At 55.4% G+C, this 23319-nt stretch carries 18 protein-coding genes; 11 read left to right on the plus strand and 7 right to left on the minus strand.

From position 1 onward, the window contains the following. Nucleotides 1–261: 261 nt before the first annotated feature. The 8 genes from AB5Y86_RS16815 to AB5Y86_RS16850 all read left to right on the plus strand — a co-directional run bounded on the left by AB5Y86_RS16815 (nucleotide 262) and on the right by AB5Y86_RS16850 (nucleotide 13145). A complete protein-coding gene (locus tag AB5Y86_RS16815) occupies nucleotides 262–3708 on the plus strand; it encodes a DEAD/DEAH box helicase family protein (protein ID WP_257687952.1) in 3447 nt (1148 codons plus the stop codon). A gap of 42 nt (nucleotides 3709–3750) precedes the next feature. Then, a complete protein-coding gene (locus AB5Y86_RS16820) occupies nucleotides 3751–4062 on the plus strand; it encodes a hypothetical protein (RefSeq protein ID WP_257687951.1) in 312 nt (103 codons plus the stop codon). After that, on the plus strand, nucleotides 4059–5612 hold the full coding sequence (locus AB5Y86_RS16825) for a class I SAM-dependent DNA methyltransferase (RefSeq protein ID WP_257687950.1): 1554 nt from the start codon (nucleotides 4059–4061) through the stop codon (nucleotides 5610–5612). The genes AB5Y86_RS16820 and AB5Y86_RS16825 overlap by 4 nt, the downstream gene beginning before the upstream one ends. Further along, nucleotides 5612–6811 carry a restriction endonuclease subunit S gene (locus tag AB5Y86_RS16830; RefSeq protein ID WP_257687949.1) on the plus strand — a complete coding sequence of 400 codons (1200 nt, stop codon included), beginning with the start codon at nucleotides 5612–5614 and terminating at the stop codon, nucleotides 6809–6811. The genes AB5Y86_RS16825 and AB5Y86_RS16830 overlap by 1 nt, the downstream gene beginning before the upstream one ends. A gap of 57 nt (nucleotides 6812–6868) precedes the next feature. After that, nucleotides 6869–8311 carry a KAP family NTPase gene (locus tag AB5Y86_RS16835; RefSeq protein ID WP_257687948.1) on the plus strand — a complete coding sequence of 481 codons (1443 nt, stop codon included), beginning with the start codon at nucleotides 6869–6871 and terminating at the stop codon, nucleotides 8309–8311. Between the two features lie 269 nt (nucleotides 8312–8580). Beyond that, nucleotides 8581–10236 (plus strand): DUF3696 domain-containing protein, encoded by a 1656-nt coding sequence (locus tag AB5Y86_RS16840; RefSeq protein WP_368193610.1) that lies wholly within the window; start codon nucleotides 8581–8583, stop codon nucleotides 10234–10236. Continuing rightward, nucleotides 10236–11150: a hypothetical protein gene (locus AB5Y86_RS16845; RefSeq protein ID WP_257687946.1), complete on the plus strand. Its 915-nt coding sequence runs from the start codon at nucleotides 10236–10238 to the stop codon at nucleotides 11148–11150. The genes AB5Y86_RS16840 and AB5Y86_RS16845 overlap by 1 nt, the downstream gene beginning before the upstream one ends. Before the next feature lie 108 nt (nucleotides 11151–11258). Then, nucleotides 11259–13145 carry an NERD domain-containing protein gene (locus tag AB5Y86_RS16850; protein ID WP_368193494.1) on the plus strand — a complete coding sequence of 629 codons (1887 nt, stop codon included), beginning with the start codon at nucleotides 11259–11261 and terminating at the stop codon, nucleotides 13143–13145. Between the two features lie 733 nt (nucleotides 13146–13878). Here AB5Y86_RS16850 and AB5Y86_RS16855 read toward each other — a convergent pair. Genes AB5Y86_RS16855 through AB5Y86_RS16865 form a run of 3 tightly spaced genes read right to left on the minus strand, consistent with a single transcriptional unit; the run spans nucleotide 13879 to nucleotide 16850 of the window. Next, nucleotides 13879–15411 carry a tripartite tricarboxylate transporter permease gene (locus AB5Y86_RS16855; protein ID WP_368193496.1) on the minus strand — a complete coding sequence of 511 codons (1533 nt, stop codon included), beginning with the start codon at nucleotides 15409–15411 and terminating at the stop codon, nucleotides 13879–13881. A gap of 9 nt (nucleotides 15412–15420) precedes the next feature. Next, nucleotides 15421–15852: a tripartite tricarboxylate transporter TctB family protein gene (locus tag AB5Y86_RS16860; protein WP_005350923.1), complete on the minus strand. Its 432-nt coding sequence runs from the start codon at nucleotides 15850–15852 to the stop codon at nucleotides 15421–15423. Between the two features lie 11 nt (nucleotides 15853–15863). Beyond that, nucleotides 15864–16850 (minus strand): tripartite tricarboxylate transporter substrate binding protein, encoded by a 987-nt coding sequence (locus AB5Y86_RS16865; RefSeq protein ID WP_005350924.1) that lies wholly within the window; start codon nucleotides 16848–16850, stop codon nucleotides 15864–15866. Nucleotides 16851–17072: 222 nt separating this feature from the next. On the opposite strand from AB5Y86_RS16865, the gene tctD reads away from it, so the two are divergent. Both tctD and AB5Y86_RS16875 read left to right on the plus strand, forming a co-directional pair. After that, the gene (gene tctD / locus AB5Y86_RS16870; RefSeq protein WP_005350926.1) at nucleotides 17073–17747 is read left to right on the plus strand and encodes a transcriptional regulator TctD; all 675 of its coding nucleotides are present in this window, start codon (nucleotides 17073–17075) and stop codon (nucleotides 17745–17747) included. A 43-nt stretch (nucleotides 17748–17790) separates the two neighbouring features. Beyond that, nucleotides 17791–19146, plus strand: a complete 1356-nt coding sequence (locus AB5Y86_RS16875) for a sensor histidine kinase (RefSeq protein ID WP_368193497.1) — start codon at nucleotides 17791–17793, stop codon at nucleotides 19144–19146. A gap of 65 nt (nucleotides 19147–19211) precedes the next feature. Here AB5Y86_RS16875 and AB5Y86_RS16880 read toward each other — a convergent pair whose 3' ends face one another. The 4 genes from AB5Y86_RS16880 to AB5Y86_RS16895 form a co-directional block, all read right to left on the minus strand. Next, a complete protein-coding gene (locus AB5Y86_RS16880) occupies nucleotides 19212–19460 on the minus strand; it encodes a GlsB/YeaQ/YmgE family stress response membrane protein (RefSeq protein ID WP_005350930.1) in 249 nt (82 codons plus the stop codon). A 223-nt stretch (nucleotides 19461–19683) separates the two neighbouring features. Next, nucleotides 19684–20418, minus strand: coding sequence for a UDP-2,3-diacylglucosamine diphosphatase (gene lpxH / locus AB5Y86_RS16885; protein WP_368193499.1), 735 nt, complete (start codon nucleotides 20416–20418; stop codon nucleotides 19684–19686). Further along, nucleotides 20415–21212 carry a DUF4269 domain-containing protein gene (locus AB5Y86_RS16890; RefSeq protein ID WP_368193500.1) on the minus strand — a complete coding sequence of 266 codons (798 nt, stop codon included), beginning with the start codon at nucleotides 21210–21212 and terminating at the stop codon, nucleotides 20415–20417. The genes lpxH and AB5Y86_RS16890 overlap by 4 nt, the downstream gene beginning before the upstream one ends. Beyond that, complete coding sequence (locus AB5Y86_RS16895) at nucleotides 21202–21699, minus strand: peptidylprolyl isomerase (RefSeq protein ID WP_302246123.1); 498 nt, start codon at nucleotides 21697–21699, stop codon at nucleotides 21202–21204. Before AB5Y86_RS16895 ends, AB5Y86_RS16890 begins: the two co-directional genes overlap by 11 nt. Before the next feature lie 212 nt (nucleotides 21700–21911). On the opposite strand from AB5Y86_RS16895, the gene cysS reads away from it, so the two are divergent. After that, nucleotides 21912–23288: a cysteine--tRNA ligase gene (gene cysS / locus AB5Y86_RS16900; RefSeq protein ID WP_368193501.1), complete on the plus strand. Its 1377-nt coding sequence runs from the start codon at nucleotides 21912–21914 to the stop codon at nucleotides 23286–23288. Nucleotides 23289–23319 lie beyond the last annotated feature (31 nt).

The raw sequence follows: 23319 nt of genomic DNA on the forward strand, positions 1-23319 counted from the left end.
CGATAGGGTTTTATTGCTTTTAAAGTGGTAGCATCGTCAATATTTATCAATCAGTTAACGATGAAATGACTTCAACCAATACATTGGTTGAAGAGGGCAGGACGGTAGCTAAATGGCGAGGCTACCGGTCAGATTGGTTTAGTCAGTAACCAGGCTTTGTTCAAGTTGAGTGACAACTGAGTGCTAAATGCAATTGATATGTGATAACCCGTAAGTTGACAAGATATCTGATGAATAGGAAGTAACTAAGGGCATTACTGTATGAAGTCCATGAACTTTGAACATCTCAGGCAACATTGGCCAACGTTGGCCGACCTCGGCGGATTTGCGGAAACGTACGCCCATAGCGATCCGCAAAGTGCCCTGGTCAAATTGCGTTGCTACGTTGAAAAGTTGGTTGGCGTTATTTACAGCGAACTCAAACTGCCTGCAGAAGCCAATGCCACGTTTATGGACAGATTGAACAACGGCAGTTTTACCGCCGTTGTGCCCAAGGTGATCCTCGACAAGCTCCATGCTATCCGTATTCACGGCAATAAGGCTGCCCACGAAGGCAATGTTTCAGCCAGTAATGCCGTTTGGCTGGTGCAGGAGGCCTATTACCTGGGATGCTGGCTGTTTATCGCCCAAGGAGACGGCAGCCGAGAGCAGTGCTCTGAGTTCCAGATGCCGGAGCAAACCCCGGTGTCTTCCGCCAAGTCAGAATTAAAGCAAAAAAATAAGGCACTGCAGCAAAAACTGTCAGCACAAGCAGCCCAGCTTGAGAATGCCTTGAAAGAGCTCGAAGCCGCGCAGCAAGCCGAGCAGCAAGCACAGCGTCAGGCTGCGCAGCTTAAAGCCGTCATTGACCAGACCAAATCACAGGCGTTTGTGCAGGCAAGTAACAAGGCCACCAGCACCCTTGAACTTAATGAAGCTGAAACCCGCCGCCGTCTTATCGACAGCGAACTGCGCCTCTCTGGTTGGGATGTATCCCCAAATGGTAGCAATACCGAGCAAGTCACTCTGGAGCATGAAGTCACTGGCCAGCCAACAGCATCCGGGATTGGTTATTGCGATTATGTGCTGTGGGACGACAACGGCAAACCGCTGGCAGTAGTCGAAGCCAAGCGTGCGCGTGAGAACCCGGAAAAAGGGCGTCAGCAGGCCAAGCTTTATGCCGATGCACTTGAAAAAGCTCATGGGCAACGGCCAGTCATTTTTTACACCAACGGTTACGATATCTGGATTTGGGATGACGTTCTTGATTCAGTGCCACGCAAACTCTATGGCTACTACAGCAAAGACAGTCTGCAATACCTTATCAGCCAGCGCAAACTGCGCCAGGATCTCAACACCACACCGATAGATATCGGCATCGCTGGTCGGGATTATCAAATCGAATCCATTACCCGTGTCAGCGAGCGCTTCAGCGAGGGACATCGCAAGGCCTTGATCGTACAGGCCACCGGCACAGGTAAAACCCGAGTCTCCATCGCCCTTACCAAAAAGTTACTCGATGCCGGTTGGGCCAAGCGGGTACTCTTTCTGTGTGACCGTAAAGAGCTGCGCAAGCAGGCCAAAAACGCCTTCAGCGAATTCAGTAAAGAGCCGCTGTACGTGGTTGGCCGCAGCAAAAAGCAGGATCAGCACAATGCCCGTATTTATATCGCCACTTATCCGGGCATGATGGGCATTTATGAACAGTTTGATGTGGGCTACTTTGACCTGATCATTGCCGACGAATCCCACCGCTCGGTGTACAACGTCTATGGCGATCTGTTTAAGTACTTTGATGCCCGTCAGGTTGGTCTTACTGCCACACCGGTAGAAATGATTAGCCGTTCCACCTGCCGTCTATTTGGTTGTGACTATAAATTGCCTACGGCTAGCTACCCACTGGAGCGCGCCGTAGAAGAAGGCAATCTGGTGCCGTTCCGGGTCGTCACCCATACCACCCAGTTTTTGCGCGAAGGGATAAAGGGTCATGCCCTCAGCGATGAGCAGATAGCCGAACTTGAAGAGCAGGGTATTGACCCCAACGACCTCGATTTCAATGCCGCCGATATCGACAAGGCGGTTTATAACAAAGACACCAACCGTGCCATCTTGCGTAACTTGATGGAAAAAGGCCTGCGCGATGTTGACGGTCAGCTGCCTGGCAAGAGCATTGTCTTTGCCCGCTCTATTCAGCACGCCGAATTGCTGGCAACCCTGTATGGTGAAATGTACCCCCAGCATGGCGGTAATTTCTGCCGCGTCATCCACTCCAAGTACGAGCGCGCTGAAGATCTTATCGATGACTTCAAAAAGACCGATGGCTCCAAGGACCAAATCACCATCGCCCTCTCAGTGGATATGCTCGACACCGGCATTGATGTGCCCGAGGTAGTCAACCTGGTGTTTGCCAAGCCGATCAAATCCAAGGTCAAATTCTGGCAGATGGTGGGGCGTGGCACCCGTTTGTGCGAAGGGCTTTATGGCCCGGGCAAGCCCAAGAGTCATTTTTTGATTTTTGACCATTGGGGTAACTTCGATTATTTCGAGATGGACCCACCGGAAGATGAAGGCAGGACCGATAAATCCTTGTGTGAAAAGCTGTTTGAGGCCCGTATCAATCTGGCGGAAACCGCACTGAAAAAGGCCGACATGGAGGTATTTAACCTCGCCATCACCCTTATTAAGGCCGATATCGATGCGCTGGATGATCGCTGCATTGCAGTGCGCGACAATTGGCAGCTTAAAGCCAGTTTGAGTGACTCTAAGCGGCTTAACAGTTTTGCCCCTGATACCCGGCAGCTACTGCGTGCAGAGCTAGCGCCATTGATGCAGTGGCGCGACATTCGGGGCGAGTCAGAAGCTATTCGCTGGGATCTCGAGCTCACTGAGTTGCAAGACATTCAGCTGACCAAGCCGACAGCGCTGGATGTGGCCAAGCTGCCGGTGTTGACCAAGGTCGGTAAGCTCTCCATGCATCTCAATCCAGTACGCGCCAAAGCCGAAGCAATCAAAACCATCCAGCAAGACAGTTTCTGGCAGCACGTCAGCATTGACGCGTTGGAGCAGCAGCGCCTCGCGCTGCGTGGTATCATCCACCTGCGCGACAAAGACAGCACGCCGCCGCCCACTTTTTTGCCGGTGCTGGATATCAGCGAAGATAGCGCCACCTACGAGATAAACGACAGGCCGACGCATATCGTCACCGTGGATTACCAGATTTTTCGTCAGGAAGTGGAGCGCACGCTCTCGCCGCTGTTTGCTACCGATCCCGTGCTGGCCAAAATCCGTAAAGGGCAACCGGTCACCGATGCCGAGCTCACGCAGCTTAACGCCCTGGTGCATATACAGAACCCCAATCTGGATCTGCATACCCTCAAGGCGTTTTTCCCTGATTCGGGCGCAAGCCTCGACCAGTTGCTGCGAACCCTCATCGGCATGGATGAAAACGGCGTCGAGCAGGCCTTTACCGCCTTTGTGCAGCAGCACCATATTCATCTAAATAGCCGTCAGCTGCGGTTTATTGGTCTGCTGAAAAGCCATTTGTGCAAGTTTGGCACCATTAAGGTGGCTCAGCTTTATGACCAGCCCTTTACCGGCGTGCACACTGATGGCCTCGATGGCGTGTTCACCGATCCGGCCCAGGCCGATGCGCTGGTGGCTCTGATAAACACATTCGGCGTGGAGCTAGGCACCCCAAAAAACCGGGCCGCTTCACCCATCTCAGCCTGAGTCACAGGTAACAACTTTGATAGAATGACTGGAAAACTGCGAATGGATGAGTTGTTGTGCCGCAAATTGCGGCTAACCCATAAGAATGGTCAGGTTCTCTATCCCGTGCGGATTAAAAATAATGACACAGGGCAGGTGGCCTTTCGCCTCTCCAAAAAAGGCAATACCAAGGCCGAAGGCATCGAAGTCACCGATGAACAGGAAATGATCCTTAAAGTCACCACCCAAGGCTACAAGGTGCGTGCCCGCACTGAACAACCGCCATCACAGGGTGGAATAGCCGGGCTTTATGCGCTGGATCAACGCTCGATTAGCCACTGGCAAAAAATTGAAACCAAAGAGAAAAATGCATGATCACCGGCGAACTGAAAAACAAAATCGATAAACTCTGGGAAGAATTCTGGACCGGCGGCATCGCAAACCCGCTCACCGTGATTGAGCAAATCACCTTTTTGATGTACGCCCGGTTGCTGGATATGAACGAGCGCCGCGACGAAAAGCGCGCCGAGCGTACGGGGCAGGACTTCAAGCGCCGCTTTGGTCAGTTCGATCAGGACATCCGCTGGGAGCAGTTCCGTCATCTGCCCGCCGAGCAGATGTACAAACTGGTTAAAGATGAGGTGTTCCCTCATTTTAAAGATTTAGCGGGCGAGGGCACCCTGTTTGCCGAGTTTATGAAAGACGCCCAGCTGATGATCCAAAAGCCAAGCCTGCTGGTTAAAGCGGTCAACATGATAAGTGAGCTGCCGCTTGATAGCAGTGACACCAAGGGCGATCTGTACGAGTATTTGCTCAGCAAGCTCACCACCGCCGGTATTAACGGCCAGTTCCGTACCCCGCGCCACATCATTCGCGCCATGGTCGAAATGCTCGACCCCGAGGCGAGTCATCGCATTGCCGATCCGGCCTGCGGTACCGCGGGTTTTCTCTCCGTCAGTTACGAGTACCTGCTGGAAAAATACAGCTCCCCCGAAGGGGTCATTCGCGAAACCATTACGAATGAGCAAGGCAAACAGGTAGATCAAACCATTTTCCTGGGCGATTTGCTGCATGAGCACCGCAAACATGTTGATACCGACATGTTCCATGGCTTTGACTTTGACGCCACCATGCTGCGCATTGCCGCCATGAACCTGGTGATGCACGGCGTCGCCGAGCCCGATATCCATTATCAGGACACCTTAAGCCAGCGCTTTACCGAGCGCTTCCCCAAGGATGCCAGCGAAGGCTTTGACCTGATCCTTGCCAACCCGCCGTTCAAGGGCAGCCTCGATGAAGAGGATGTGGATCCTAAACTGCTGCGGGTAGTTAAAACAAAAAAGACCGAACTGCTGTTTGTTGCCCTTATCTTGCGGATGCTTAAGCTTGGCGGTCGCAGCGCCACCATTGTGCCAGATGGGGTGTTGTTTGGATCCAGCAAGGCCCACCAGCAGTTGCGTCAGCACCTGTTGGATGACAACCAGCTAGACGCCGTTATCAGCTTGCCAAGCGGGGTATTTAAACCTTATGCCGGTGTCTCCACCGCTATTTTGATTTTTACCAAGGGTAGCCAAGGCTGCGGCGGCAGCGATTACGTCTGGTTCTATGACGTGCAGGCCGATGGTTTTTCACTCGACGACAAGCGTCAGCCCATCGACGCTACCGATCTGCCTGAGCTCGTGAGCGCCTTTAAGGCCCGCGATAAGGCCAGCGCAACCACCGAGGCTAATGATCGCTCAAGTAAAGCCTTCTGGGTCAGTCGCGACGAAATCGCCGCCAACAAATACGACTTGTCGCTAAATCGCTATAAAGAGCAAAAGTACCAAGCCGAAGAGTACGATGCCCCGAAAGACATTCTGGCGCGCCTCAAGGCGCTGGAGGCCGAGATCCAGCAGGATCTGCAAGCGCTGGAGGAGATGCTTTAATGGCCTTTAGTGAATTCCTTCTTGGTGACCTTTGCGAAAGAGTATCCGTAGGTCATGTTGGTAAAACATCTGAACACTATACGGATGACTCCGGCGTTCCTTTTCTTCGCACCCAGAATGTATCGTCTTCTGGATTGTCGTTAGATGACGTGAAGTACGTTACACCTAAGTTTCATGGGAGCCTGAAAAAGTCGCAGCTAACCGCTGGCGATGTTGTTTTATCCAGAGTGATTTCTACCCAAATCAATTGCGCGATTATCCCACCCGAGTTAGAGGGCGCAAATTGCGCTAACATCATTCTTGCTCGACCTATTAAGGAAAAATTGGATGCATCATATTTGTTGCACTACCTTCGCTCCGAGGTTGCCCAACGTAAGCTATTAAGCAGACAAGTCGGTTCTGCTCAGTCAGTAGTAAACACGAGCGTTCTTAAATCTTGGCCCATCCCCCTCCCGCCACTGGTCGAGCAAAAGCGGATCGCCGCTATCCTCGACAAGGCCGACGCCCTGCGCCGCAAACGCCAGCAAGCCATCGACCTCGCCGACCAGTTCCTGCTCAGCCTCTTCCTCGACATGTTCGGCGACCCAGTCACCAACCCAAAGGGATGGGAAGAACGAACTCTCTCGGATATTGCGCAGGTACGCTCGGGTGTAACAAAAGGCCGAAAGCTTGAGGGAAAGAAAACGGTCTTGGTGCCCTATATGCGCGTTGCCAATGTTCAAGACGGTCACATCAAACTAGATGATGTCCAAGAAATAGAAGTACTTGAATCAGATGTGGAACGTTATTCACTTGGCCCTGGCGATCTTTTGCTAACCGAGGGTGGTGACCCAGATAAGCTGGGCCGTGGGGCAGTGTGGCATGGGGAAGTAACACCATGCATCCACCAGAATCACATCTTCTGTGTGCGAGCGAATGCATCGATTGTTCATCCCGAGTTTTTAAGTGCACAAATCAGCTCTCAGAGAGGAAAGCGATACTTTCTTAAGGTTGGTAAGCAAACGACTGGCATCGCCACAATCAACAAGACGGTATTAAGCGCCTATCCCGCGATTGTTCCACCGATGGATAAGCAGATTAAATACGTTGCTGTCGTCGAGAAGGTGAGGTCTAGCCTCTCGCATGCAGTTGCTAGCGATGAGGAAATCAGGGCACTTTTTGATTCCCTTTCGCACCAAGCCTTTAGCGGCAAGCTTTGAAGCACCAACTAATCACCAGCCAACATAACGGAATTTATCAGCCATAGGGATGTGACCATGTCAGACAGCTGCACCAACTCAGATATGAAATCAAATACCACGATACCTCTGAGATTCGGTCAGCTTAGCATTGCTGGTGGAGATTGGCCGTGTGCGGCTGACAAGCTAGGCCGCAGTGAGGAAATTGAAAATCTGACCCCCGTGCTGTTGAATGCCGAGGCGCCGCTGGTGTTTGCCATCGACGCGCCTTGGGGAGGCGGCAAGACAACCTTTATTAAGCTCTGGCAGCATTATCTGAAAAAGGAGGGCAAGGTCAGCCTCTACCTCAATGCGTGGGAAAGCGATTTTGCTGACGATCCACTGCTGCCCATGTTAGCGGTGCTGGATGATTGGCTAAAAGAGCAATCCAGTAGACCAGTTATAAAAGAGGCGTGGGATAAAGCTAAAGCCTGCGCTCCTGGCATTATCAAGGCGACAGCTGTAGCTGCCGCCAAAGCCGCCACATTTGGCGCATTGGATCTTGATAAAGAATACGAAAAACTCGCTGCCGACCTGACCGGCGATGCGGTAGGTGGCCTGATAGATAGCTTTAATGTAAAACAGAAGGCGCTGGCCAAGTTCAAACAGCAGTTGTCGGCGGCTCTTGATGCTTTACCTGATGACCAAGCTAACCTGATCGTGTTTGTCGATGAACTCGACCGCTGCAAGCCTACCTATGCCATCGAGGTGCTGGAGCGGATCAAGCATTTGTTTGACATTGAGCGCTTGGTCTTTGTTCTGGCCGTAAATCGCGACCAGCTCAGCAAGAGTATTCAGGGGGTCTATGGCCCAAATTTCGACGGACTCAACTACCTGAAACGTTTTATCGATCTCGACTATCACCTGCGAATTCCTGACCGAAATACGTATATACGAGCACGGCTACAGCAGCAGGATTTACGAGCTCGCTTTGCCAAACGCAAGGATGGGCGTGATGAGATTAATACTGTTGAAAGCATGTTGTGTTGGCTATGCGTGCGTTTTGATTACACCTTAAGAGATATAGACCAATTGATCACCAGATGGCGTTTGATTATCCGCTCAATACCCAGTGATCACCATTTGGATACAGTCGTGCTGCTGAGCATGTTGGTGCTTCGACAAGAAAAGAATGCCCTCTATCAACGATTTGTGCTGGATGTGATGAGCACCAATGAGGTGATTGAGTTTTTACTGGGGGGCGATATTAAAACCACACCTTTCCCAAAATCATTTGGCTTTATATGTGGCTGGCTTATCAAGTCAGGATACGACGAAGATAAAAATTCCGATTTGGAGCCATTGATTGCACCTTGGGAACAATTGATAGGTGAGTTGCCTGACGATAATCACAAGCAAAGGGAACTGGCGAACTTAGTCCACATCACTAGACATAGAGACTTTCGGAGGAATTACTCTGGTTTGCGCGAAGCTGCTTTTAACCGGATTGAGATGGTAAGTCAGATAGATATCGCCGATTAGTGGTGCTTGTTTGCTGAAATCGGCCGATGTTGGCTCAAAAATAGCCGTGTTAAACAGCACCAACTTATCAGTAATCAAACCTTCAGGAACCTCAGCAATATGGACGTTGCTATGCCAAACAGCTTCACCCACACCATAAAAACAACCACCAGTAGCCGGCCACACTGCCGGCATGTAAGGGGATAGACATGCGCATAACAGCTCTCGAACTTACCAACTTCCGCTCGTTCTAGGCGACGCAGCGTATCGAGTTTGCACCTGTTACCCTGCTGTTTGGCCCTAATAGCGTGGGCAAAAGCACGGTTTTAATGGCTCTGTTTTACCTACAGCAGATTTTGGAGAAGGGCCACTGCGACCCGATGCGCCTAGATGCCTTGGGCGGCAAGCACATTGGTGGCTTTAAAAATCTGGTCAATGGCCGCGCTCTTAATAAGCGCATCGTGCTGAAAGTGACCCTGGATAAGCAAGGCGAGATTGGCGCAAGTTACAACCAGGTCTCGGAGTTACTGGATGAAGGGCTGGGCTTAACCGTTGATAGCCCCACAGCAGATGCAGACCGGGTAGCCATTGAGTTGCATATCGGCTTTTCCCAAAAGATGAGAACGGCGTATGTGGCCTGTTACCGGTTATGGTTGGATGACCAGTTGATTGCCGAGTTGACTAGCGACGATGGCCTGAAACAGCCGGTGATTAGCTATCTGAACTACCGTCACCCGGCACTGCTTTGTGATGAAGATGAGACCTTTGCCGTAGAAGAGGGTGATGGCAGGTTTGTTAGCCGTTTCCAACAGTGGCTTAATTTGTCGCGACTGGTGGATGGCGACGTCACTGCCAAGGCCAGCGAAGGGATCAGCGAAGTAATGACCCATGTTCCCATTAGCTTTTACGGAGCAACCGGCGCGTTACCGCCACTAAATAAGTTACTGCAAACTTCGTTAGATGCAGAGGATCGTCTGTTGGCAGTCCGAGTGCATGAAATACTCTCGGATGCCCTTGTGGCTCCTCTTGATAATTTATTGGCCTTGCTCAAAGACAGTTTATGCATTGGGCCATTGCGGCTGGTGCCCGATGCCTTGCATCAAATTAACCCATACCCAGAGCAAAAAGACTGGTACTCGGGGGCTGCGGCCTGGGATTTGCTTGGTCACGATAGCAGAAAGTTTTATGCTATTAATCGATGGATGGGATCTGGTGGCAGTTTAGCCTTAGGTTATTCCATCCGTCGTAAATCTATTTTTAGCAAGGTGGGTTACAGCGGTGGTGATGATCGTTTCAAGGAAATGCTTGAGATGATTGATTTGATTGAGCGGTCTGGTTTGCAACCGCAGTTGCGTCTATCTAATGAGCCCTTATGTGATAATCCCTCTGCACAGAGTACAGCGATAGATATCAACAGTATCAAAAACATGCTGCTGAACAGCATTGAGCAATCAAGCGGCTCAGCAACTGATCACGATGAGGTCACCCCCACCTCCAAGACAGTGCTGTGGGATGAAACAAATAATATTGAAGTTTCATCTACAGATATTGGAGTCGGTGTGTCGCAATTGTTGCCATTGATCGTCGCAGCGGTTGAAAAAAACAAAGGCATCATCGCTTGTGAGCAGCCAGAGTTGCATGTACACCCGCGCATTCAGGTAGGTATTGGCGATTTGTTGACCCAGAACGCTGATAACAAAACCTTTTTAATAGAGACTCACAGTGAGCATTTGATCCTGCGTATTTTAAAACGGATCCGTCAGACTTCAGATGGCGAGTTGCCTGAAGATATCAATCCGGTAAATCCTCAAGATGTAGCCATTGTCTATATGGAACCCACCTCTTACGGCACTAAGGCTTGGCGTATAGAGATCGATGAGGATGGCGAGTTCAGGCAGCGCTGGCCCAATGGCTTTTTTGCTGAGCGGCGAGAGGAGTTACTGTAATGATACATGAATACGCCCTCGACCCCGAACTGCTTAAAGCCTGGGCTGAGGATGACCGTGATTATCGTGAGTTTTTTCGTGAATACGGCCTAGGTACACCGAGGCTCTCCAGCTCATTTCCTAGGCAAAAAAAATCGAAATACCGCAGTTTTTATCTGGAAAGAAGCCCGGCGGATACTCAATCTTTGCCGGCGCAGCGTTATGTGGAAATGGTTAATTACCTGGCTGAGGCCTTGGTACACCGGGATGGTTTTGAGTGTACTTCAGCCGACTGGTGTGACAATGTGCAGGCGGAGGATGCGAGGTTGCCCTTTCATGGTGTGCTGGCTGCGCGTCAATTGCCAAGCCCCCGCAGCCTGACGCCAGCAACCATGTATTCCGAGGGCAGTCTTTGGAACCACCCACATCAGAGGCTGGTGGCCAGAACCTATGAAAGCTGTTCCCCGGTATTAAGGGATATATTGCGACTGGCGAAAGATAAAATTCTGTTTGTGGACCCCTATGGCTGGAACCAGCGCGCCATAGAGTTTGTCGGTCGACTTATTAATGACGCCTTGAACGGCAGGGTTCACAGCGCCATGCCTGAGCTTATCCTCTGTTATAAACCAAAGCGTGAAGGCGGTTCGCCAGGTGCCGCCTATGTCAAGGCCCAGATTCAAAAGCGGATTGTGAGACAATTGCCCGGATTACAGCTTCAGGTAAATGAGCTCGAAAATAAGGACGGGCATGATGTGTTTCACAACCGCTATTTACTGACAGAGCTCGGCGGTGTGAGCCTTGGGCATGGCCTAGACCTTTCTGAGAATGAGGCCCACTCCGACGACCTGACACTGCTTGAGCGAAAAGTTTATGATGAAAAGTGGCACCGATATATAGAAATGAAGACCTACTTTACGATTTTGTCACAGGCTTAAACGTGAACTGTTTCTCGCCTGAGACGGCTGGATTTGCCGTCTCTCATGTAAAATTTATAAAAAAATAGAAATTCTGTGGTGTGAACCAAAAAAGATAAGGACGGGCAGATGACACGATTTGTATCTCCGCCTAAAGCGGAACACCATAAACTTCGCCAACCGCTTACTCCGGGGGAGAGGATGGTGTTTGAGTTTTTTGATACCCATTTGCCGGAACATTGGGATATCTATCTGCAGCCTCATCTGAATGGTTTACGGCCCGATATTGTGTTGCTGAGCCCCAAAATCGGCATTGCCGTGTTTGAAATTAAAGACTGGGATCTGGACGCCATGCAGTATTGGGTCGAAACACAGCCCAATAAAATGCCCAAACTGATGGGGTATAAAGATGGCAAGTCCTTTTCATTGCAAAGCAAGAATCCAATTGAGCAAGTTTACCGCTACAAGCAGGAAATTTTTGAACTCTACTGTCCGCGTCTGGAAAGCAGAAGAGGATTTGGCGCCATTACGGCGGTGGTGATATTTCCGTTTGCCGATGACACGCAGATTACGCATTTATTCAAGCCATGCTTAGTGTATAGGCAGATGGACCAACATCCCGAAAACTACCCGATTAGCGGTCGCAACGCGCTATGTCAGGGGGATATGGCAGCGGTGTTCCCCAGAGGGAAGTCTATTTACTCTCCTGTGATGAATGACTGCATGTACAAAGATTTACGCAACTGGTTGGTGGAACCAGATTTTTCGGAGACGCAAAGGCGACCGCTGGAGCTGGATAAAGAACAGCGGGCATTGGTGACCAGCAGAACCGCCTCCGGATATCGACGGATAAAAGGCGCTGCGGGTTCGGGTAAATCTTTGGTCTTGGCTGCGCGGGCGGCAGAATTGATAAGCCAAGGTAAGCAGGTGCTTGTGGTGACCTTCAATATTACTCTGCTGCATTATTTGATGGATGTTGCTGTGCGCTGGCCCGGTGCCAATGGCAAGACCCGCTCCAGTGTTACCTGGCTTAATTATCACGCTTGGTGTAAGCGGGTGTGTGAAGAAGCAGGTTTTATTGATGACTATCTAGCACTCTTCCCTCGCGATAATTCAAAAGTCGATAAAATCGTATTGACCCACCATGTACCAGCCTTGGTTGAGAGAGTTATTCAGCAGGATAGTAATGGTGTGGTTGCCCGTTACGATGCAATCTTGGTCGATGAGGGGCAGGACTTTTTGCCTCACTGGTGGAGTGTACTGAGACAGGTGCTTCATCCCGGTGGCGAAATGCTGCTGGTGGCGGATTCTACCCAAGATATTTATGACACGGCATCCCGTTGGACAGATGAATCCATGAATAACGCTGGTTTTCGTGGTGCCTGGTCAGAGCTCAGTGTCAGTTACCGATTACCGCAACAAATTCTGGATCTTGTTCAGGAGTTCGCTCAGAAGTTTCTTCCTGCCGAATCAATCAATTTGCCAAAAAACCAACAGCTGGGTCTGGATTTGGAGCAGTCCTTTTTAAAGTGGGTGCAAGTTGATGAACATCAGATAGTAGACATCTGTTGTACCGAACTCATGAACTTCATCAAGTATGACGTGAGTCAACCGCTAGCGATGGCGGACCTGACATTTCTATGTAGTCATAAAGCCACAGGAAAGCAGGTGGTTGATTCACTCGCCAAAAAACGCATTAAGGTTATCCATACCTATAACGACGATGAACGTGAATGCCGGCGACAAAAGGTGGGTTTTTACATGGGTGACGCTCGGATAAAGGCGACAACCCTGCATAGCTTCAAAGGCTGGGAGTCTCGCGCTATCGTGATATGCATCGGTGGGAAACTGACAAAAACAGATTTGGCGCTGTTTTATACCGGCCTTACACGGCTAAAGAGACATACAGAGGGGAGTTTTTTGACAGTGGTATCGAGTGCGCCGCAGTTGTGTGAGTTTGGGGAAAAATGGCCGGTATTTGAGTCGCTTGAGAACGTCAAAGCATTAGCAATCTGAAAATGGTAGTGAACAACGGGAAATCCAAGGATGGAATACTGGTGTCATACAGGTATGCCGCCAGATATACGCCACTAGGCCCTCAATCCATGAAAGGGAATCAGGTGGAGATTGCAGCTATAGATGTAGGTGTCAATCTATGTCGATACATCTGTCAGGATGTTCGCGTTGGCAGGAATGTCTGTTCAACTTCGCCGGTTTACGCAGCACTAAAATATTATTGGTATACGGATAGGTATACGATGAGTTTTTTATAATGCGCATTCGTTGATTTTAGAGGCTTTGGTGCGTCATCTTCGATTCCGGCCTCGGCACCATTAAAATCAAAGAGTTACAGAAGGCCACTAGAAATAGTGGCCTTTTTCTTTTTCCTCCGAGTCCACATTTGAGCCACACAGGTGTAGTCCGGTAGAGCCTCAGGCGTTTAATTGCCAGTTCAAGCTCACTATCAGGCTTGCCCACCCCCTGACTCGGTGGGGAATACAGATCTAGAACAAGGGATACAGCGGCCAGTCTGAATATTTCCTTGTCACGTAGCGGCTTGCTCATAACACTGGTTGAATGACGTCAGTTTGATGTTCTTGAGGTGTCAGAGAACGCGGGGCGATTAGCGTTGATATATTGGATGTTTTTATACCGTTAGTGACAGATGGATGCGGTCTGTTAAAAAGGGCGAGATCGTTCAGATCTCGCCCTTTTGTATCAATAAACCCGTCATCTCTGTCTTATCAGGTCAGGCACCCTGCTCCGGACGGGCGTCCGGGATCAGCGGATCGGCTTTGCGGCGGCGCAGCAGGCGTACCAGCGGGGGTAGGGTGATTACTGCGATGGCCAGTACCAGAAGGGTCTGGCTGATGCCGCTGCTCCACAGGATGGCGGTGTCGCCATTGCTGATGGAGAGGGCGCGGCGCAGGTTCTGCTCCAGCATTTCACCCAGCACGAAGCCCAGAATGAGCGGTGACATGGGGAAGTGCATCTTGCGCAGCAGATAGCCAAAGACCCCGAGGCCCACCATCAGCAGCAGATCGAAGGTAGTGCTGTGCACCGCATAGACACCCACCGCCGAGACGCTGGCGATGGCGGGCACCAAAAACCAGAGCGGGATGGAGAGCATGCGGGTAAAGAGCCCCACCATGGGGATGTTCATCACCAGCAGCATGACGTTGGCCAGCAAGAGGGCGGCGATCAGTCCCCACACCACATCGGGCTGTTCGGTGAACATGGTGGGGCCGGGGGTGATGTTATAGAGGGTCAGCGCCCCCATCATCACTGCTGTGGTACCCGACCCCGGCACTCCCAGTGTCAGCATGGGGATAAAGGAACCACAGGCTGAGGCGTTGTTGGCCGCCTCCGGTGCGGCCACGCCGCGAATGTCCCCCTCGCCGAATTTGGCATTGGGCCCCGCCAGTCGCTTCTCGGTCATGTAGGTGATGGCACTGGCGATGGTGGCACCGGCGCCGGGCAGAATGCCGACGAAGAAGCCGATGGTGGATGAGCGCAACATGGTGCCGGTGCAATGGACCAGCTCCTTGAAGTTGAACAGCATCCGCCCGGTGGTGCGCACCAGCTTGCCGCCACCGCTGGTGTGCTCCAGCATCAGCAGGATCTCGCTCACCGAGAAGAGGCCGATCACCACCACGATAAACTGCACTCCGTCCGAGAGGTGAACGCTGTCGAAGGTGAAGCGATAGACGCCGGTGTTGGCATCCACCCCGACGGTGGCGAGCCCCAGCCCAATCAGCGCCGCCATAAAGGATTTGAGCGGGTTCTGGCTCATCATGCTGCCAAGGCAGGCGATGGCGAACACCATCAGGGCGAAATACTCCGCCGGGCCGAAGGCGAGGGACCAGCGCGCCAGCGCCGGGGCGAACAGTATGATCCCGCCGATGGCGAGCATGGAGCCGACAAAGGAGCTGACCGCCGAGATGGAGAGGGCCACTCCCGCCTTGCCCTGCTGGGCCATGGGGTAGCCATCCAGCGCGGTCATGATGGCGGCGGCATCCCCCGGCACGTTGAGCAGGATCGAGGAGATCCGCCCGCCATACTCGCAACCGATATAGACGGTGGCGAGCAGAATGATCGCCGATTCGGGGGGCAGTTTCAGGGCAAAAGCCAGCGGCAACAGGATGGCGACCCCGTTGATGGGGCCAAGGCCCGGCAGCAGGCCGACCACGGTGCCGACAAAGCAGCCGATCAGGGCGATCACCAGATTTTCCGGGGTGAGTGCCACCGCAAAGCCCTGGGAGAGGTACATCCAGGTATCCATATTGACTCCTTAAGAGAACCAGACGCCGAGGGGCAGGGTGACATCCAGCAACCGGTCGAAGGCGAGATAGAGCACCAGACCGCCGACGACGCCGGAGAGCAGGGCGGCTTTAGCAGAGGCGCCAAACAGGCGCCCCAGTACAAAGGTGAGCAGGGTGGTGGCCAGCGGAAAGCCCAGCCACTCGAAGCTGGCACCGTACCCGGCCAGCGCCACCACCATGATGGCGAGGTGGCGCAGGGTACGCAGCGGCGGCCAGCTGACGGTGTCCGGCTGGCGGCGCAGCAGCAACAGGGCGCAGAGCGCCATCAGGCCGATGATGCCGAGCGGGAAGGGGCGCGGCCCCAGCGGCTCATAGCTGTATTCGCTCTGGATCTGCCAGGCGATAGCGGCGCCTGCCAGACAGAGCAGCAGCCAGATGGCGGCGAAGATGCGATCGCTCATGGCTGCGGCTCCTATTTGGCCAGACCGAAGGCTTTGGCCTGCTCGCGATATTGCGCCACCTGCTCCTTGACGTAGCTGTCGAGCGCCTCGCCGGTGAGGTCAAACTCGAACAGGCCGCGCAGATCCCGCTGCGCCTTGAAGGTGTCGGTCTTCACCAACTGATCGAAGGTCTGCTTCCACCACTGGTATTCGCTGTCGCTCACCTTGGGGCCGACATAGAAGCCGCGGATCACCGGCCACACCAGGTCATAACCCTGCTCCTTGGCGGTGGGGATGGTGGCCAGCTTGCCGGGCAGCCGCTCGGCAGAGAACACCGCCAGCACCCGCAGTTTGTCGCCGCCGATATAGGGCACCATCTCGCTCAGATCGCCGGAGACCGCCTGCACATGGTTGCCAAGCAGCGCGGTGACCGGCTCGCCACCCCCTTCAAAGGCGACGTAGCGCATCTTGTGCGGGTCAACCCCGGCCTGTTTGGCCAGCAGAGCCGTCTTCATCCAGTCCTGACTACCGATGGAGGCACCCGCGCCGATCACCACGCTATTGGGATCGCGTTCCATGGCGCTCACCAGCTCCTTGAGGTTCTGATAGGGGGCATCATGGCGCACCGCGATCATACCGTAATCGGTGCCAACCGCCGCCAGCCAGCGCACATCGTCCACCCCGTAACGGCCAAATTTCCCCTGTGAGAGGTTGAGCAGGGAGCCACCGGAGAAGGCGACCACGGTCCCCGCCTCGGCGGGGCGCTGGGCCACGATGGCGTTGTAGGCCACGGCGCCGACCCCGCCCGGCATATAGGTGACTCGCATCGGCTTGTCGATGGTGCCGGTCTCCTGCAGGCTCACCTGCAGCAGCTTGCAGGTGAGATCGAAACCACCGCCCGGTTTGGCCGGTGCGATGCATTCGGTACGGCTCGGGGTCGTGGCACTTTCGGCCGCCTGCAGTGGCAGGGCACCGAGCAGGGTCAGCAGGGCGAGGGCATGACGTGTGCGTTGCTTCATGGTTGTGTGCTCCATCTTGTCGTTGTTTTTCCTGGGTGTGACTCCGTCGATAGACGAAGTGATGCGAAATTGTTAAAACAACAACCTTTCATTCACCTTTCAATCGCTGACCAAGAGCCGGGAGTGTGACCCTGATCGCACCTTCTCCCGCAATGGCAGTGACGAAGGGATGCAGTTGAAGCAGTGCGGCTGAATGCCGTGGTTAGGAACAAGGGGAGAGGGATGCGCTTGCTGTTGGCAGAAGATAATCACGAACTGGCCCACTGGCTGTCGCGGGCACTCACCAGCGCCGGTTTCGCGGTGGATTGGGTGGCTGACGGAGCTCAGGCTGACCACCTGCTGCGCCACGAACAGTACGCGCTGGCGGTGCTCGATATCGAGATGCCCAAGCTCGACGGGCTGGCGGTACTCGGCCGGTTGCGCAGTAGGGGGCAGGGGGTGCCGGTGCTGCTGCTGACCGCCCGCGGCGCGGTGGAGGAGCGGATCTGCGGTCTCAATGCCGGAGCCGATGACTATCTGGCCAAGCCGTTCGATCTGGGGGAGCTGGATGCCCGGTTGCGAGCCCTGCTGCGGCGCAGCGAAAGCGGGGGTGCCGAGCTGCGGCTGGGTCGTCTGACCCTGCATCCCGATGGCTATTTTCTGCTGGCCGATGCCCGCCTTGCCCTGACTCCGCGCGAACTGGCGCTGCTGACAGCGCTGATGTACCGCCACGGGCGGCCCGTCGCCAAAGGGCAGCTGTTCGAGCAGGTGTTCAACCTCGATGACGAGGTAGGGCTCGACAGCATCGATCTCTATATCCACCGGCTGCGCAAAAAGCTGGTGGGCAGCGGGGTGGTGATCACCACCCTGCGCGGTCTCGGCTATCTGCTGGAAGCGGCGCCGGAGGCCTCCCATTAGTCGCTCCCTGCTCCATCAACTGCTGCTGTTTCTGGGTGGCCCCTTGCTGATCCTCTGGGCTGCCTCGGCCTGGTACAGCTACTACGGCGCGTTGGCGGCGGCTACCTCGGCCTATGATCGCACCCTGCTCGCCTCGGCCCGCACCGTCGCCGAGCGGCTGACGGCTGCCGAAGGCAGCCTCAGGGTGGATGTGCCCTACGTGGTGCTCGATAGCTTCGAGCGAAACATGCGCGATCGCCTCTTCTATCAGGTGCGCGGCATCGACGATAGGGTCATCTCCGGCTTTGACGACTTGCCCCCCATGCCGGACGGTACGCCCCTGACCGACCGCTATCCGGCCCTTGCCTACTTCTATGACGGGCTTTATCAGGAGGCGCCGATCCGCGCCGTGATGCTGCTGCAACCGGTGGGTGAGGGGGGCGTCAACGGCATGGCCCGCATCACGGTGGCGGAAACCCTGCTCGGTCGCCAGCAGCTGGCGGAGCAACTGCTCTGGTCGGCCCTGCTGACCCAGGGGGCGCTGGTGGTGCTCACCCTGCTGCTCGCCTATCTGTTGCTCAAGCGGCTGCTCACCCCGATGCGCCGTCTGTCGCGGGAGATCCTGCGCCGCGATGCCGCCAATCTTGCCCCCTTGCCGGATTTGCTCCCCTGGCAGGAGACCCGGCCGCTGGTGCAGGCGTTCAACCGCCAGCTGGCCCGATTGCGCCAGCTGGTGGCCCGGCAGGAGCGCTTTAGCGCCGATGCCGCCCATCAGCTGCGCACCCCGCTCACCATCCTGAAAACTCAAGTTGAGGTGGCGCGCGGCAGTGGCGGTCCGGCCCTGATGAGCGAAAGCCTCGATGCCATGGCCGTGCGGCTCGATCACACCATCGCCCTGACCGAACGGCTCCTGCTGCTGGCGCGACTCAAATCAGACGAGTGCTCCGGGCTGCGCCAGCGTGAGCCCATGGAGTTGACGGCGCTGGTGCAGCAGGCCTGTCTGTCACGGTTAGCGCAGGCCCGGAGCAAGGGGATCGATCTCGGTTACGAGGGGGAGGAGTCCGCCATCATGGTGGCGGGGGAGCCGCTACTGCTGGGGGAGCTGTGTGCCAACCTGCTCGACAACGCCATCAAATACACCCCACCCCACGGCACCGTGACGGCGCGGGTGGTGCAAAGCAACGGGCAGATCTGGCTGGAGGTGGAGGATAGTGGCCCCGGCATCGCCCCCGAGCTGGCGGAGCGAGTCTGGCAGCCGTTCCAGCGTCTCGAGCAGGGAAGCGAACAGCCGGGAGCGGGGCTTGGTCTGGCGCTGGTGCGCGATATCGCCCACTACCACCACGGCGAAGTGGTGTTGCTGCCGGCGAACCAGCTGGGGGGCTTGCTGGTGAGGTTGATCTTGCCGCTGGCAACATCGTGAGGGCGATAAAAAAGAGAGGGCACCTCGCGGTGCCCTGTTTATCTACACATAGATGGCGTTGGGGGTCAGCTGCGGATCTTGTTGAAGACAAACAGGACGATAAGGGCGCCCACGGTCGCCAGCGCAATGCTCGGGATATTGAAACCGGTCACGGAGCCCAGCCCCAGCAGGGTACCCACGTAGCCGCCAACCATGGCACCGACAATCCCCAGCAGGGCGGTCATGAAGAAACCACCACCGTCGCGGCCCGGCATGATCCACTTCGCCAGAATACCCACCAACAGTCCCAATACGATCCAGCTGATAAAGCCCATGGATTAATCCTCTCTGTGTGTTTGAGCCCGCATTATAGGCAGGGATGCCGGGATGCGAAGGGTCGGATGGCGCTGGCTGGTCACAAGCTGTCGGACTTGTTATGACGCAGGAAATGCGGCGACGGCAGCGCCTCTTTGAGCCAAGCGCCTGTTTTGCCCATGAACAAGGGGCGCGTCACTGCTGACGCGCCCCTCTCTTTACAGATGCCTTGTGAACCTGTTGTCAGCGTGCGGCTGCCAGCGGTCTTGTCTCCAGCAGTTGCTCGCCTGGGCGGCAGATCAGTACCGAGCCCTGCTCGAACCAGTCTCCCAGCACGATGCGGCGGGCGGGGTGGCCATCGAGGGTGAAGTCGTGGATGGCGGGTCTGTGGGTGTGCCCGTGGATCATCATCCGGCAGTCGTGGGCGCGCAGGGTGTCGTCTACCGCCGCGGGCGTCACATCCATGATGATCTGGCTCTTGTGGGCATTCTCCATCTGGCTTTGGCCGCGCATCTTGCAGGCGATGGCCTGACGGCGGGCGAGCGGCAGTCGCAAAAAGAGCCAGCGCAGCCACTTGAGCTGGGTGATGCGGCGAAACTTCTGATACCCCTCATCCAGGGTGCAGAGCAGATCGCCGTGGCTCAGCACTACCCGCTCCCCATAGAGGTCGATCACGCAAGGGTCACCCAGCAATGTCATCCCCGCGCGTTTGGCAAACTGCTGGCCCAGCAGAAAGTCACGGTTGCCGTGGATAAAGTAGATGGGCACGTTCTGCTGGCTCAGGGCCAAGAAGGCGTCGGCCATCTGTTGATGAAGCGGATTGGGGTCATCGTCGCCAATCCAGAATTCGAAGAGATCCCCTAGCACATAGAGGGCATCGGCGCCGGGGGCGTCGTGCTCGAGAAAGCGCACCAGTGCCGCGGTCATATCGGGCCGCTGGGCAGAGAGGTGAATGTCACTGATAAAGAGGGTGCTCATGATGTGGGGATCGGGCTCTCGGTCGAAACAGGGCAAACAGGGGTGGCAGAGATAGTAGACACAACGGGGGACGAATAGTGCGCTGCGGGCGCCGCCGCGCCAGTTGAGGTATGGATATCGTCACGGGATGGCGGCTGCCATGACAGCTCGGCCAGATTGCGTCCCTCCAGCGTCAGCAGCGCTTCATAAGGATCGCCCGCCAGCCCCAGCAACCGGCACATGGCTGCTTCTCCTTTCAGACCCTCTTCAAGGCGCAGGCGCAGCACTTCACGGTAGAAAGCATCGCCAAACCGCTCGAGCAGGGCCGCCATCAGGGTGAGGTGGCGCCAGCCATTCAGCGTCTCGATGGGGGCGGGGGTGACATAAAGCTCCAGCGGCCAGCAGGCATCGCTCTTGTCAGAACCGCTATTAGCGCAGCTCTGGTCGAGACAGGAAAAGATGCGCTCCAGCAGCCAGATATTGCCGCCCTTGTCGCTCGCCTGCCAACCTTGCTCTGCAAAAGTAGCGGCAAAGGCCGCAGGATCGGGATGCTGGCAGAGAATATCGAGATCGCTGCCGGGCCGATCGAGGCCGATGGCCAGCGTGCTTACCAGCGCCAGATCGGCGCACTGCGCTGCCAGCTCATCCCACACACCGGCGGTGAGCAGGGCATGGGCCGAGCGCTGACGCGGGTTGCCGTGGGCCAGATAGTCGAGGCGGCGCCAGTTCGGACTGGCTGTGGGGGAGGCAGATGGAAAAACTGCGGCCGGGGCCGCAGTTTTGTCAGTGCCGAGTCGGCAGAGATCAGTCAGCAAGGGTCACCTTGGTGATCACCACGTCTTCTACCGGCACGTCCTGGTGGATGCGGCCGTAGTTACCGGTCTTGACGCCCTTGATCTTGTTGACCACGTCCATACCGGCGGTCACTTCACCGAATACGCAGTAGCCAAAGCCCTGAGTGGTAGCGGATTTGAAGTCGAGGAAGTCGTTGTTGTTCACGTTGATGAAGAACTGGGCGCTGGCAGAGTGCGGCTCCATGGTGCGAGCCATGGCGATGGTGCCGACCTTGTTGGAGAGACCGTTGGCCGCTTCGTTCTTGATGGGAGCGCGGGTGTCTTTCTCTTCAAAGCCAGGAGCATAGCCGCCGCCCTGGATCATGAAGCCGTCGATGACGCGGTGGAAAATGGTGTTGTCGTAGTGACCGTCACGGCAGTATTGCAGGAAGTTGGCCACGGTTTCCGGGGCTTTTTCAGCATTCAGGGTGAGGGTGATGTCGCCGTGATTGGTGTGCAGAGTGACCATGATATGTCCTTTCATTTGGTGCGGACGACGAAGTGCCCGCAGGTGTATGGCATAAAGTGGTGGCAATTCTAGCCCATCAGGGGCTGGCGGCATAGTCTCTCAGGCGCCGTAACCGTGCTGGCAGGCGGGATTGGCCCGCTTTTCTGCCTCGTTTTCTGCCCCTGAACGGGGTATTATGACCAACCATTTTACTCACAGGCAGTGGTTAGAAGATGCTGAAGATATACAACACACTCACTCGTCAAAAAGAAGAATTCAAACCTATCCACCCGGGCAAGGTGGGCATGTATGTGTGTGGTGTCACCATCTACGATCACTGTCATATCGGCCACGGCCGCACCTTCGTCGCCTTTGATGTGGTCGCTCGCTACCTGCGTTACGCCGGTTATGACCTCACCTACGTGCGCAACATCACCGACGTGGATGACAAGATCATCAAGCGCGCCGCTGAAACCCGCGTCACCTGCGACGAGCTGACCGAGCGTCTGATTGGCGACATGCACGCCGACTTCGACGCCCTCGGCATGGTGCGACCGGATATCGAACCGCGCGCCACCCAGCACATCGAAGAGATCATCGAGCTGGTGCAATCCCTGCTGGAAAAAGAGCACGCCTACGTGGCGGATAACGGCGATGTGATGTTTATCGTCGAATCCTATGCCGACTACGGCAAGCTCTCCGGTCAGGATCTGGAGCAGCTGCAAGCCGGTGCCCGCGTTGACGTGGTCGATGCCAAGCGCAACCCGCTCGACTTCGTGCTGTGGAAGATGTCGAAGCCGGGCGAACCGACCTGGGAAAGCCCCTGGGGCCCGGGCCGTCCTGGCTGGCACATCGAGTGCTCCGCCATGAACTCCAAGCACCTTGGCAACCACTTCGACATCCACGGCGGTGGCTCCGATCTGCAGTTCCCGCACCACGAGAACGAGATCGCCCAGTCCTGCTGCGCCCACGGTGGTGACTACGTCAACACCTGGATGCACAGCGGCATGGTGATGGTGGATAAAGAGAAGATGTCCAAATCTCTTGGCAACTTCTTCACCATCCGCGACGTTTTGGCACACTACGACGCCGAAACCGTCCGTTACTTCCTGATGTCTGGCCACTACCGCAGCCAGCTCAACTACTCGGAAGATAACCTCAAGCAAGCCCGCGCCGCGCTGGAGCGCATGTACACCGCCCTGCGCGATCTGCCGGTAGCCGCTGCTGCCGGTGGCGACGAGCAGGTGGCTCGCTTCAAGGAAGCGATGGATGACGACTTCAACACCCCGGAAGCCTACTCCGCCCTGTTCGATCTGGTGCGCGAGATCAACCGCCAGAAGGTTGAAGACATGGCCGTTGCCGCCGCGCTGGGCGCCCGTCTGCGCGAGCTGGGCGCCGTGCTCGGCATCCTGCAGCAAGACCCTGAGGCTTTCTTGAAGGGTGATGAAGCGGACGAAGAGGTTGCCGAAATCGAGCGCCTGATCGCCGAGCGCAATCAGGCCCGTGCCGACAAGAACTGGGCTGCGGCGGATGCCGCCCGCAACCGTCTCACCGAGATGGGCATAGTGCTGGAAGACAGCGCCGGCAAGACCAGCTGGCGCCGTGCGTAAGGGCGATGGGCCTGTTGGTGCCAACAGGTTG

The organism is Aeromonas sp. s8, assembly GCF_040907785.1.
In the GTDB taxonomy this organism is placed as follows: domain Bacteria; phylum Pseudomonadota; class Gammaproteobacteria; order Enterobacterales; family Aeromonadaceae; genus Aeromonas; species Aeromonas veronii.